General features: G+C 72.1%; 11 protein-coding genes and 1 pseudogene. 4 read left to right on the plus strand and 8 right to left on the minus strand.

What is annotated here, in order from left to right; translation table 11 throughout:
• Positions 1 to 50: 50 nt before the first annotated feature.
• From AB0N16_RS39895 to AB0N16_RS39915, 5 genes and pseudogenes are all read right to left on the minus strand, one after another.
• Positions 51 to 1283 carry an ABC transporter ATP-binding protein gene (locus AB0N16_RS39895; protein WP_365805664.1) on the minus strand — a complete coding sequence of 411 codons (1233 nt, stop codon included), beginning with the start codon at positions 1281 to 1283 and terminating at the stop codon, positions 51 to 53.
• Positions 1280 to 2128, minus strand: a complete 849-nt coding sequence (modB, locus tag AB0N16_RS39900) for a molybdate ABC transporter permease subunit (RefSeq protein WP_365805666.1) — start codon at positions 2126 to 2128, stop codon at positions 1280 to 1282. Before modB ends, AB0N16_RS39895 begins: the two co-directional genes overlap by 4 nt.
• On the minus strand, positions 2125 to 2949 hold the full coding sequence (gene modA, locus AB0N16_RS39905; protein ID WP_365805668.1) for a molybdate ABC transporter substrate-binding protein: 825 nt from the start codon (positions 2947 to 2949) through the stop codon (positions 2125 to 2127). The genes modB and modA overlap by 4 nt, the downstream gene beginning before the upstream one ends.
• Positions 2950 to 3266: 317 nt before the next feature.
• Positions 3267 to 3593, minus strand: a pseudogene (locus AB0N16_RS39910) (molybdopterin cofactor-binding domain-containing protein); the annotation flags it as partial.
• 180 nt (positions 3594 to 3773) lie between these two features.
• A complete protein-coding gene (locus AB0N16_RS39915) occupies positions 3774 to 4169 on the minus strand; it encodes a helix-turn-helix transcriptional regulator (protein WP_365805670.1) in 396 nt (131 codons plus the stop codon).
• 114 nt (positions 4170 to 4283) lie between these two features.
• Between AB0N16_RS39915 and AB0N16_RS39920 the strand changes: the two genes are divergently transcribed.
• Complete coding sequence (locus tag AB0N16_RS39920; protein ID WP_365805672.1) at positions 4284 to 4487, plus strand: hypothetical protein; 204 nt, start codon at positions 4284 to 4286, stop codon at positions 4485 to 4487.
• Positions 4488 to 4511: 24 nt separating this feature from the next.
• Here the strand turns inward: AB0N16_RS39920 and AB0N16_RS39925 are convergent, their stop codons facing one another.
• Positions 4512 to 5033 carry a hypothetical protein gene (locus tag AB0N16_RS39925; RefSeq protein ID WP_365805674.1) on the minus strand — a complete coding sequence of 174 codons (522 nt, stop codon included), beginning with the start codon at positions 5031 to 5033 and terminating at the stop codon, positions 4512 to 4514.
• A 113-nt stretch (positions 5034 to 5146) separates the two neighbouring features.
• Positions 5147 to 7102 carry an amino acid transporter gene (locus AB0N16_RS39930; RefSeq protein WP_365805676.1) on the minus strand — a complete coding sequence of 652 codons (1956 nt, stop codon included), beginning with the start codon at positions 7100 to 7102 and terminating at the stop codon, positions 5147 to 5149.
• A gap of 918 nt (positions 7103 to 8020) precedes the next feature.
• Between AB0N16_RS39930 and AB0N16_RS39935 the strand changes: the two genes are divergently transcribed.
• Complete coding sequence (locus tag AB0N16_RS39935) at positions 8021 to 8257, plus strand: hypothetical protein (protein ID WP_365805678.1); 237 nt, start codon at positions 8021 to 8023, stop codon at positions 8255 to 8257.
• A 7-nt stretch (positions 8258 to 8264) separates the two neighbouring features.
• On the opposite strand, the gene AB0N16_RS39940 is transcribed toward AB0N16_RS39935, so the two are convergent.
• Positions 8265 to 9824: a Na+/H+ antiporter gene (locus AB0N16_RS39940; protein WP_365805720.1), complete on the minus strand. Its 1560-nt coding sequence runs from the start codon at positions 9822 to 9824 to the stop codon at positions 8265 to 8267.
• A 182-nt stretch (positions 9825 to 10006) separates the two neighbouring features.
• Between AB0N16_RS39940 and AB0N16_RS39945 the strand changes: the two genes are divergently transcribed.
• Positions 10007 to 12505, plus strand: coding sequence for an ATP-binding protein (locus AB0N16_RS39945; protein ID WP_365805680.1), 2499 nt, complete (start codon positions 10007 to 10009; stop codon positions 12503 to 12505).
• Positions 12495 to 12863: a hypothetical protein gene (locus AB0N16_RS39950; RefSeq protein ID WP_365805682.1), complete on the plus strand. Its 369-nt coding sequence runs from the start codon at positions 12495 to 12497 to the stop codon at positions 12861 to 12863. The genes AB0N16_RS39945 and AB0N16_RS39950 overlap by 11 nt, the downstream gene beginning before the upstream one ends.

Raw genomic sequence — 12863 nt, forward strand, 5'->3', positions numbered from 1 at the left:
CGGCGGGGTCTCTCGCGTGTGGCCTCGCGTGTGGTCCCTGGTGTGTGGCTTTACGCCGGGTACGCGTGGGTCCCCGTCGCCTTCACCGTCGCCCAGACCGGGGTGCCCGGGTGCAGGTCCAGTTCGGCGGCGGCGACCGTGGTGAGGTCGGCGGCGAGGGGGAGTTCTCCGGTCAGGTCGGCGCGGATCCGGTCGCCGTGGATCTCCAGGCCGGCGACCTCGCAGCGCCACAGGTTGCGGGCGCTGGTGCCGGTGGGGCGGTCCCGGAAGAGGGTCACGGCGCTCGGCGGGAAGGCGACGAACACGTCGCCGGCGAGGTTCTCCGTGGTGGCGATGGCGGGGCCGGTGTCCAGCCTGACCAGGTGGCCCTCGGCCGCGGCCCGGCCGCGGTAGAGGTTCAGGCCGACCAGGTGGGCGATGTAGTCGGTGCGCGGGTGGCGGGCGATGTCGGCGGGGGTGCCCTGCTGGACGATCCGGCCCTGCTCGATGACGATCAGACGGTCGGCCAGCACCATGGCGTCCAGCGGGTCGTGGGTGACCAGTACGGCGACGGCCTCGAACTCGGCCAGATGGCGGCGGAGTTGGGAACGTACGTCCAGGCGGGTGCGGGCGTCGAGGGCGGCGAGGGGCTCGTCCAAAAGCAGCAGGCGGGGGTGGGTGGCCAGGGCGCGGGCCAGTGCGACGCGCTGGGCCTGGCCGCCGGAGAGGCGGCGGGGTTTGGCGCCGGTCTGCTCCGTGAGGCCCATGCGGTCCAGCCAGGCGGCCGCCTGCGCGCGGGCCTCGGTCTTCGTCGCGCCGTGGCAGCGGGGGCCGAAGGCGACGTTGTCGAGGGCCGTGAGGTGGGGGAAGAGGAGGTAGTCCTGGAAGACGACGCCCACCGGGCGGGATTCGGGGGGCGTGCGGTCCAACTCCGTGCCGTCCAGGCGGAGATGGCCGGCGGTGAGGGGGGTGAGGCCGGCCAGGGCCCGGAGGGCGGTGGTCTTGCCGGCGCCGTTGGGGCCGAGGAGGGCGACGACCTCGCCGGGAGCGGCGGTGAGGGTGATGTCGAGGTGGAAGGCGGGTCGGGTGACGACGAGGTGGGCGTCGAGGCCGTCCGTGCGGTGCGGGTGCGGGTGCGGGTGCGGGTGCGTGGGGGCCGCCCGGCCTCCGGCCGGGTTGCTTTTCCCACCCGCACCACCCGTGCGGGCATCAGTGTCAGGTGCGGGCGGCCCCTGCGGGGGCTGTGCGCCGTCGGCGGCCGCGGGTGATGTGTGGGATCGAGGCGCGGGATCGTGGTGGGTCATGAGGCCGTCATCCAGCGGTCGCGGAGGGCCGCCAGTACCGCGATCGACACCGTCAGCAGTACCAGGCTGAGGGCGATCGCCGCGTCGGGGTCGTTCTGGAGGGCCAGGTAGACCGCGAGCGGCATGGTCTGGGTGCGGCCCGGGAAGTTGCCGGCGAACGTGATCGTCGCGCCGAACTCGCCGAGCGCGCGGGCCCAGGCCAGGACCGAGCCGGCCGCGATGCCCGGGGCGATGAGGGGGAGCGTGACCCTGCGGAACGCCGTGAAGCGGGACGCGCCCAGGGTCGTCGCCGCCTCCTCGTAGCGCGGGTCGGCGGCGCGCAGCGTGCCCTCGACGCTGATCACCAGGAAGGGCATGGCCACGAAGGACTCGGCGATCACCACGGCGGTCGTCGTGAACGGGAGCGTGATCCCGAACCAGGAGTCCAGCCACTGCCCGACGACCCCGTTGCGGCCCAGGGCGAGGAGCAGGGCCACACCGCCGACCACCGGGGGGAGCACCAGGGGGAGCGTCACCAGCGCTCGTACCAGGCCTCGGCCGGGGAACTGTGTGCGGGCCAGCAGCCACGCCAGCGGGACGCCGAGCACCAGGCTCACGGCCGTCGCCGCGGTCGCGCTGAGCAGCGAGAGCTGGAGGGCCTGCCACACCTCCGTGCTGGTCAGCAGCGACGGGAGGCTGCCCCAGGGGGCGCGCAGGAGCAGGGCGATCAGAGGCAGGAGGAGGAAGACCAGGGCTACCGCTCCGGGGAGGAGGAGCGGTAGCGGCACGGTCGACCGGACGCGCCGGCGCCGTGGGCCGCCCGTGACGGCGACGGTCCCGGCGTCCGGCTCGTCGATCTTCGTCACGGCTTGAGGAATCCGGCCTGGTTCAGGACCTGCCGGCCCTCGGTGGACTGCACCAGGGCGATGAACGCCTTGGCCAGCGTCGGGTTCGGGGCGTTCTTCAGCAGGGCGATCGGGTAGTCGTTGACGGCGTCGGCGGACTCGGGGAACTCCACGCCCTCCACCTTGTCACCCGCGGCCTTCACATCGGTCTTGTAGACGACCGCGGCGTCGGCCTCCTTGAGCACCACCTTGTTGAGGGCGGATTTCACGTCCTCCTCATAGGAGACCGGGGTCAGTTTGAGCTTGCTGGCGTCCAGGGCCTTCTGCGCGGCGGCGCCGCACGGCACCGTCTTGTCGCAGAGGACCACCTTCAGCGAGGACTTGGTCAGGTCCTTCAGCGAGGCGACCTTGTCGGGGTTGCCCGGCAGGGTGGCGATCTCCAGTTGGTTGCGGACGAAGGTGGCCGGCGTGGTGGCGGTGTCCTTCTTGTCCGTCACGATCGCCATCGTCTTGGGGCTGGCGGCGGCGAAGACGTCGGCGGGGGCCCCGCTGGTGATCTGCGCGGCGAGGGTGTCACTGCCGCCGAAGCTGAAGTTGACCTTCGTCCCCGGGTGGGCCTTCTCGAAGTCCGCCTTCAGGGTCGTGAAGCTCTCCTTGAGGGAGGCCGCCGCGAACACGGTGATCGAGCCCGACAGCTTGGGCGACGCCGACGACGAGGTGTCCGACTTCGTCGTCGAGGAGTCGTCGTCCGAGGAGGAGCAGGCGCTCAGGGCCAGCAGGGCCGCGACCGAGGCACCGGCCACCTGGAGCGTCCGCCGGGTCCGGCGCGCGGAACGGGTCATCACGAGTGAACTCCTCTGAAACCAGATGAAAAAGCTGTCGCGCCCTGTCGCGACCTGGATATCGGCCGCCAGGTGATGATACTGCCGCACTTGCCAGGCGGAAGTCTCCTGTCGCATCGCATGAGCTGCACGCTTATGGATCGAACCTGGCATGTGCGTTTGTACGGAGGTGCGTCGCGGGTACCGTCATCCGGGAGGGGACCGCACATGACGCTCGCCGAACTCGACCTCACCGGGAACCTGGCACGGCCGGCCCGGCTCACCGTGTCCGACCTGGGTGGACGGGGGCGTACGCTGGCTGGCCTCCAGCGCCCGCACACCCGGTCACGCGTCAGCGGCAACTCCGTGAACCGCACACAGGTCGCGTCCCGCACTGCGTTGGCCAGCGCCGGGCGATCGGTGGAACGGGCTCTGGCTCATCGACTCGGTGCCCAGCGGGCCGACGGCGTCGGCGGTCTCATGAAGTGCACCTCGGTACGCGGGATGTCCGCGTACTGCGGGAGCCGGTAGCGGCGGAAGGCCGCCGTCTCGGCCGCGCCACGCGCGTCCAGCCGTACGTTCTCGAAGAGCGTGGCGCCGAGCGCCTGTGCCACCCCGCCCTCCACCTGGCCACTACCCCGCACTTCACCGGGCGCGACCTGTCCCGGCTGAGCGACCGGCTGGACCTGTGGGCGGCGCTGATGTGCCGGTGACGGTGGCGGCGGGGGGCCGGTACGGGGGTCGGCCGGGGGGAGCCGGTACGGGGGTCGACCGGGGGCGCGCCGGGAACGGCGTCTGCCCGGGTGCGCCGGTGAGGCTCTCGGAGGCGGTCGCCGGTGACGGGGTCAGGCGCGGTCGATGTGCACGTTCGTCGACTTCACCCGGGCGGTGGCCTCCATGCCCACCTCCAGGCCCAGTTCCTCGACGGCCTCGCGGGTCAGCAGGGAGACCAGGCGGTGCGGGCCGGCCTGGATCTCGACCTGGGCGGCGACGTCACCGAGCTTGATCGCGGTGACGATACCGGGGAAGGCGTTGCGGACCGAGGTGTAGGAGGCGTCCTCCTCGACGGTGCCGGCCCTGGCCAGTTCGACGGAGAAGGCGGCGAGGTCCTTGCCGTCGATGAGCCGCCGACCGCCCTCGTCGCGATGGGTGGTCACCCGGCCCGCGTCGGCCCAGCGGCGGGCGGTGTCCGGGCTGACGCCGAGCAGCCGTGCCGCCTGGCCGATCGTGTAGGACTGCATGGGGTCACGATAGGGCCGGTCGGCGGGGCCGGCGGACCAGACATCCGCCGAAGTCGACCTGCCGAGGAACTTCGGCCTGGAGGTATGTCAGTCGCGGGTGGCAGCATCCGGCGTATGACGACCACAGGGGCGAGCCGGAGCCTGGACAAGCTCCGCTACCGGTACATTCCCCTCTGCACACTGACTGTCGTGCGGAACGTGTCACCTTCCGAACTGCTGACCCGCATGGGGGTGGACCCGGAGACCCTCACGTTGCGCGACGCCGGCACCGTCGACGACGGGCGCTGGAGCGGCAGGCTGCGCCCCCTGCCGGGGTGAACGGCGCGGCAGCGCCGGTGGCGGTCAGGTCAGGCCCGATGCCCTGAGGACCGCGAGCGCGTTGGTGTCGTCGATCTCGTGGCCGAGCTGTGCGAGTACCTCGGCGCCCCGGCGCAGGGTGCCGTGGGCAACGGAGCGACGGACGCCGGTGTCCAGTTCGTGCCAGAGCAGCGGATTCGCGTGCAGGACGTTCGGGTCGAGTTCCAGCCGGTTGCCGGCGGTGTCACGGAGCACCAGATGGGCGCAGACGTCACCGTTCCGGCCGACGTAGACGAGGGAGTCGGTACGGACGGTACGCCGGCGCAGGGGCCCGCGAACGGCCAGCCAGCCGGGGCCCGCCGTGACCCGGGCCGGCAGCAGCATGACGAGGATGGCGGCCGACAGGGTGACCCAGAGCAGGACGCGGACCGGGGTGAGGGTGCCGGCGTTCCAGTCCACCGCGAGCGTCAGGCCGCCGAAGCCGAGGGCACAGCCGACGGCCAGCCGTGCACTGCCGCGCCAGGTGCGGTCGTCGGCTGCCCGGCCCCTGCGTCCTCTGTCCTCCATGAGGCAGACGCTAGGGGCCGGTGGCGGCTCGGGGACGGCTGCTGACGGGGTTCTTATGCGGACCGAGCGGTAATTGACGGGATTCTTACGACCGGGTCGTTTCCGGTGGGCGGTCAGCCCGTGTGGACGCGTGGCCGTCGGGAGCGGTCCGGCTCCGCCTCACGCAGTACCTCCCGGGTGACCGGGGCGACCTCGCCCTGGCCGAAGAGGAAGAAGCGCAGGAAGTTGGCGAACGGGTTGCCCTCGGTCCACTCGAAGTAGATGTGCGGGATGCAGCCGGTGTCGTCGCGGACGTGCAGCAACAGCGCGGCCAGCGCGTTGGGGATGGAGGCCGACTCCAGGGTCAGGACGCGGTAGCGGTTGTGCAGCACCTCGCCGCGCACGGTCAGGCCCGCCTCGAACTCGGAGGGGTCGGTGACCGTGACCTCCACGAAGACGAAGTCCTCCTGCTCGGGCATGTCGTTGTCGGCCCGGATCTGCTCGATCTTGTCGCGGTACTCGGCCTTGTCGCGCCGGTCCGGCTCATTGGCGATGAACCGCATCCGGCGGCTCGCCATGTCCCGGATGAACCGCTCCGCCATCGGGTCGAGGCTCACGCTCGTCACGCGCAGTTCGAAGGCGCGGGCGAGGCGGGAGAGCAGCGATACGAGGATGATGCCGACGATGAAGCAGGCACCGATCTTCACACCGTCGGGCCGCTCGATGACGTTCACGACGGTCGTGTAGAGGAACACCGCCGAGATGACCCCGAACCCGATCGTCCACTTGCGCTGCCCGGCCTTGTGGGCGGCGATGGTCACCGCGACGGCGGCGGAGCTGATCAGCACCAGCACACCGGTGGCGTAGGCGCCCCCCTGCGCGTCGACGTCGGCGTCGAAGATCCAGGTGACCAGGAAGGCGATGAGGGTGAAGACGATGACCATCGGGCGCACCGCGCGGGCCCAGTGCGGGGCCATGCCGTAGCGGGGCAGGTAGCGCGGCATCAGGTTGAGCAGGCCGGCCATCGCGGAGGCGCCGGCGAACCACAGGATGCAGATGGTCGAGACGTCGTACACCGTGCCGAAGGCGTTGCCGAGGTACTCGTGTGCCAGATAGGCGAGTGCGCGGCCGTTGGCGTCGCCGCCGGACTTGAACTCCTGCTCCGGGATCAGCAGCGTGGTGATGAAGCTGGTCGCGATCAGGAAGCAGCTCATGATCAGTGCGGCCGTGGTGAGCAGCTTCCTGGTGTCCCGGATCCGGCCGGTGGGCCGCTCCTCGGTGTCGCCCGGGTCGCCCTGGACGTGCGGCATGACCGCGACGCCGGTCTCGAAGCCGGACAGGCCCAGCGCCAGCTTGGGGAAGACGATCAGGGCCACGCCGATCATGACGAAGACGTTGCCGTGTTCCGTGGTGAGGGCGCTGGTCCAGTCGGTGATGACGTGCTCGGCGGTGATGACGTGGTAGACGCCGACGATCACCACGACGACGTTCAGCGCGAGGTAGATGCCGACGAGGGCGACCGCGACGCCGATGGCCTCCAGGAAACCCTTGAGGAAGACCGCGCCCAGCAGCGCCACCATGATCAGCGTGATGATCATCTGCTTGCCCTGGAGGAAGTCCGTCAGATGCGGGTTCTCGACCAGGTGGGTGGAGGCGTCGGCGGCCGACAGGGTGATGGTGATGAGGAAGTCCGTGGCGGCGAAGCCCAGCAGGGTGAGCACGAAGAGCTTGCCCTGCCAGAAGGAGAGCAGCCTCTCCAGCATGGCGATGGAGCCCTCGCCGTGCGGGCTCTCCGCGGCGACGCGCCGGTAGACCGGCAGGGCGCCGGCCAGGGTGACGATGACCAGCACGATGGTCGCGATCGGCGACAGCAGTCCGGCCGCGAGGGCCGCGATGCCGGGCTGGTAGCCGAGGGTCGAGAAGTAGTCCACACCCGTCAGGCACATCACCCGCCACCAGCGCTGGCCCTTGTGCGCGGGCTCCGGCTGCGCGTGGGGCCCGGTGTGGCCGCCGCTCTTGCCCATGTCGGACAGCCCCTCCAGCATCCAGGCGCGCAGGCGACTGGGAGGGGGGTGTTCGGTCGTGGCCATCGGTCGGGCTCCTGGTGTCCGGCGCGCTGAGTACGGGGCAGTTCGATTCCGGCCATCACGCGGACGGCGGCACCAGCGTATGCAGAGAGTGACGCGTGGGCCCACGGATCAGCGGGTGCTGGGCGTCAAGCTTGCGTTAAGAATCGCCAGGCAGGGGGTGGTGCGGCAGCAAGAAGAGGGGGCCTGTAGGCCAGAGCAAGGCGTTCGGCTGTACGGGGGACGACGGGTGGGTGCGGGGGGCCGGACACCGAGCGTTATCCCGTTGGAGCGGGGGAGGGGCCTGATGCACGGAGACCGGGGACAGGGGCTTTTCCCTGTCCCCGGCCGTACCGGCAGCGGCGCTGGCGCTGACCGGCCTTCGAGCCGTGGTTGGCCTTCTTCTTGCGGCGGGCCTTCTTCTTGCGGGTTCGCTTGGACATGCCTGTCAACTCCGTTCCAGCGATGGGGCGTTCAAGCGGTGCGGCCGACCAGCAGGTCGGCGAGCCTGTTGGGTCGCCGGACCGTGCTGGTTCCATCCGGGGGTGCGGGCACGCGGCACCGTCCCCGGCGGGGGCGGCGGCGGGCGTGCAGGGTGTAAGGAAAGAAAGAGGGGGTGCCGGACCAGGTCAGGTCCCTTGGCGAGAGGGCGAGGGCCGGCGCCCCGTGGGGCACGGAAGCCGCGTCAGCGGGACGCGAGGGCTTCCGGGCAGCGCGACGGCCGACGCGACGGCCGAGCGGTACTCGGCGGCCGGTCGAAGAGGAGCCAGGCGCTGTTCACAGGTTTCATGGAAGCGGTTCCGGGGACCCCGGACAAGCCGAAGTGCCTTTCTCTGACACGCCTCTGACGTGCGCATACGGGCCTTTGACGGACCGTTCGGCCGAACGGGCGAGGCTCAGCCGAGGCCGGGCACCGCCGAGATCACAAGGTCGATCAGCTTGATGCCCGCGAACGGCAGCACCAGCCCGCCGAGCCCGTACAGCAGCAACGCGCACTTCGGCGCGTGGATGACGGCGCTGGACCAGGTGACCGACCTCAACCGCGCCCACTTCACCTCGTCCGTGGCGGCGGGCCGCGCCGAGCTGACCGGCCGGCTGCCCTGGGCCTGCGCCCTGCTGATGCTGGCCGTGGGACTGACCGGACTGGGGCTGCGGCCCAGGCTGGCGGAGTTCCGGTGACGGGACGTCACGCGTCCGTCAGCCGGGCCTCCTCCAGATCCAGGGACCGCTGGAGTCGCCTTCGGGTGGTGTCACTGATCGCGTGCTCGTCGTACAGCCGCCGCAGCTCCGCCGACTCGACCGCTATCAGGTCACGGCGCAGCTGCCGGTAGACCAGGTCGGCGGACTCGGCCGTGCTCTCGGCGAGGCGGTCCCGCGCGTCGTCGAGGCGGGCGTGGAGACCGCGCCGGAGCCGGTCGAGGACCACCTCGGGCACGGCCTCCAGCTCGGACAGCTCGTCCAGACGCCGGATGCCCGCGTCGGCCAGCCGGCAGCGGGCGGCGGCCTCCTCGCGCTCGGTGTGGTCGGGCTCCAGGGCTATGCCGGAGCGGCGCACGACGGAGGCAAGGGAGAAGCCCTGCACGACGAGGGTGACCACGACGACCGAGGTGGTCAGGACCAGGACCAGGGGGCGCTCGGTGAGGGGCGAGCCGTCCTTCGCCACCACCGGGATGGACAGCGCCGCCGCCAGCGGCACCACGCCCCGGGTGCCGGCCCAGGTCAGCACCACCGGCACCCGCCAGTTCGGCCGCTGGATGCCGCCCTTGCGCTGCACCACCGCCGACAGCGGCGCCAGCCACAGCAGCCGTACCGCGATCAGCGTGCCGGCCACCGCCAGCGCGTACAGCGGCCACGCCCGGTCGCCGTCGGACAGGGCCCGTACCTGGGCGGGCAGGGCCAGCCCTATCAGGCTGAACACCACGCTCTCCAGCAGGAAGACCACCGTGCCGTAGACGGCGTGCAGCTGGAGCCTGATGCGGGCGTTGGTGAGCCGGTCGCCTCGGCCGCCCAGGACCACCCCCGCCACCACGACCGAGGTCACCCCGGAGGTGTGGGCCGCCTCCGCGAGGACGTAGGCCGCGTAGGGGGTGACCAGGGAGATCACCGTCTCCAGGACCGGGTCCTCGGTGCGCCGCCGGATCAGTACGACGACACCGGCCAGGACCGCGCCGATCAGGGTGCCGCCGCCCGCCAGCACCAGGAACTCGCCGCCCGCCGCCCCCCAGTTCGCCGCCGCCGACGCCACCGCGACGCTCACCGCGACCCGGTAGAGCACCAGGGAGGTCGCGTCGTTGAAGAGGCTCTCCGCCTGGACCAGCATCTGCACCTTCGGCGGCAGCGCGAGCCGGCGGCCGAGCGCCGTCACCGCGACCGGGTCGGTGCTGGCCAGGATCGCGCCGAGGACCAGCGCCATCTGCCAGGACAGCGGGGTGACCATGGAGGCGACCATGCCGACGGCCGCGGCGGAGGCCAGCACCAGGCCCACCGCGAGCACCCCGACCGGCTTCCAGACGGCGCGCAGCTCCCGCCAGGACAATTCCTCCGCGCTGGCGTAGAGCAGCGGCGGCAGGACGACCAGGCCGATGACGTCCGGGCTGATCTGGATCGTCGGGGTGCCCGGCAGCAGGGCCACGGCAAGGCCCGCGACCACCAGGAGGGAGGGGGCGGGTATCCGCCACCGGCGGGCGAAGGTCGCCACCACCGTGGCCAGTACCACGAGTGAAAGAACCGTACCCACACTGCGCATGCCGTCCCCCTGGGGCTGTACAGGAGCCACGGTGGCTCCCCGCCGACCAGACTTCCCGGCACACCGCCTTCACCCTATCCGGCCCATGGCCGTCAAGACAGTGTCAACGTCCTCGTCAGCGGCGCCAGAGACGCGTCAAGACGCCGCTCCCCGGGCCGTCCGGCGCGCTTGTCTTTGAGGTGATGAACGACGTACCGCGTGGACGACTCAAGGTCTACCTCGGTGCCGCCCCAGGGGTCGGCAAGACCTACCGCATGCTCGACGAGGCTCAGCGCCGCGCGTCCCGGGGCGCGGACGTGGCCGTGGGGTTCGTGGAGTTCCACGGGCGCCCCCGGACCGCGGCCATGATCGACGGCCTGGAGGTGGTGGCACGCCTGCGCTGCGACTACCGGGGCGGCGAGTTCGAGGAGATGGACGTCGCGGCCGTGCTGGCGCGCAGCCCGAAGGTGGCGATCGTCGACGAGTTCGCCCACACCAACATCCCGGGCGGCGGCCGGCACCCCAAACGCTGGCAGGACGTCGAGGACCTGCTCGCCGCCGGCATCGACGTGATCACCGCCGTCAACATCCAGCATCTGGAATCCCTCAAGGACGTCGTCGAGAAGATCACCGGGGCGCCGCAGCACGAGACGGTGCCCGACGAGGTCGTCCGGCGGGCCGAGCAGATCGAGCTCGTGGACATCCCGCCGGAGGGCCTGCGCCGTCGCATGGCGCACGGCAACATCTACGCCCCCGAGAAGGTCGACGCGGCCCTCGCCAACTACTTCCGCCCCGGTAACCTCACCGCCCTGCGCCAGCTGGCCCTCCTCTGGGTCGCCGACCGGGTCGACGAGGCGCTCCAGTCGTACCGCGCCGAGCACGCCATCGGCGGGGTGTGGGAGACCCGGGAGCGGGTCGTGGTCGCGCTGACCGGCGGTCCGGAGGGCGACACGCTGGTACGACGGGCCGCCCGCATCGCCGACCGGTCGGCGGGCGGCGATCTGCTCGCCGTGCACGTGGCCCGCAGCGGCGGACTGGCCGCCGGTGTCTCCCATGCGTCGCTGGCCCGGCAGCGCCGGCTGGTCGAGGACCTCGGCGGCAGTTACCACTCGGTGGTGGGCGACGACGTGGCCACGGCCCTGGTCGAGTTCGCCCGCGCCGAGAACGCCACCCAGCTCGTCCTCGGCACCAGCCGCCGGGGCCGCCTCGAACGCTTCCTCACCGGACCGGGGACGGGCGAGACCGTCACCGCCCTCTCCGGCGACATCGACGTGCACCGCGTCACCCATGAGCGCGCGGGCCGCGGCACTCTGCTGCCCTCCCGCCGCCGCACCCTCTCCCCCCGCCGCCTGATCGCGGGACCGGTGGCAGGGCTGGTGCTCCCGGTGCTCCTGACCGTCGCCCTCGCCCAGGTCCGCGGCACCGTCAACCTGACCAGTGAGGCCCTGCTCTTCCTGCTCGCGGTGGTCGGCGTGGCCTGCATAGGCGGGGTCACCTCCGCCGTGATCGCCTCCGTCACCGCGTCCCTGCTGCTCAACTACTGGTTCATACCGCCCATCGGCCAGTTCACCCTCGACGATCCCAACGCCCTGCTGGCGCTGGGGGTGTTCGCGGTCGTGGCCGCCACCGTCGCAGGGGTCGTCGACCGCTCGCTGCGGCTGTCCCGGCGCGCGGCCCGGGCCGCCGCGGAGGCCGAGACCATGTCGTCGCTGGCCGGGAGCATCGTGCGCGGCGGCCAGACCATCCCGGCCCTGCTGGAACGCACCCGCGAGACCTTCGGCATGGATTCCGCCGTGCTCGTCGACGAGCCGCCCGACGGTGCCGACGTCACCACCGTGCCGGCCGGCCCCGGCAACTACCTGGTCCTGCGCGGTCGTACCCCCTCCGCGTCCGAGCGGCGGGTGCTCGGCGCCTTCGCCGCGCACGTCGGCTCGGCCGTGGAGAGGGCCCGGCTGGCGCAGGCCGCGGCCGAGGTCGAACCGGTACGCGCCGCCGACCGCATGCGCACCGCGTTGCTGCGGGCCGTCGGCCACGACCTGCGCACCCCGCTCGCGGCCGGCTGGGCGGCGGTCACCTCGCTGCGCAGCCGTGAGGTGGAGTTCTCCCCGGAGGACCGGGACGAACTCCTCGCCACCGCCGAGGAGTCCATGGCCCGGCTGAGCCGGCTCATCGACAACCTCCTCGACCTCAGCCGCCTGGAGGCCGGCGTCCTCACCCTCAACCTCCGGGCCACCGCCCTGGAGGAGGTGCTCCCGGCGGCCCTGGCGGACACGCCGACGGTCGACGTGCACGGCGAGCCGGAGAACATGCCACCGCTGCTGGCCGACCCGCCCCTGCTGGAGCGCGTGATCGCCAACCTGGTCGGCAACGCGGCCCGCTACAGCCCGCCCGGCAAACGGGTGCTGGTGACGGCGAGCGCGCTGGCCGGGCGCGCCGAACTCCGGATCATCGACCGGGGCCCCGGTCTGCCTGCCAACGGCCGCGACCGCCTCTTCGAGCCCTTCCAGCGGCTCGGCGACACCGACAACACCACCGGCCTCGGTCTCGGCCTCGCCCTCGCCCGCGGGCTGACCGAGGCGATGGACGGCACCCTGACCCCCGAGGAAACCCCGGGCGGCGGCCTGACCATGGTCGTCTCGCTGCCCCTGGCCGATCGGGCTCAACCTTCCCTGACACCGCAGCGCGTAGGAGGTGCCTCATGACCACCACAGCCGGTCCCGGACCGACACCGTCGTGGACCACGTGCGCGGCGAACTGACCGGCCTGCTCGGTCTGTCCGGGTGCCGCTTCGAGTACGGCACCCTGCTGGGCCGACCGTCCCGGCTGGGCAAGGACGGCGGGATCACCGTCGGACTCCGGGCCTGGGACGTGGACCGCGGCGGCTGGCCGGAGGGGGAGATCGAGCTGCGCGCGTACGGCAACGGGCACTGCCTCGGCCGGTTCATGCTCACCCCGGGATCCGGGCCGGTGCCTCCGTTGCAGGCGCGGCTGGTCGCGGTGACGCCGGCCGACCGGACCGGGGGCCGCGCTGGACAGGCGGGGCCGGTGCGCGGGGGCTGA

The organism is Streptomyces sp. NPDC051105 (genome assembly GCF_040682795.1).
Lineage (GTDB): Bacteria > Actinomycetota > Actinomycetes > Streptomycetales > Streptomycetaceae > Streptomyces.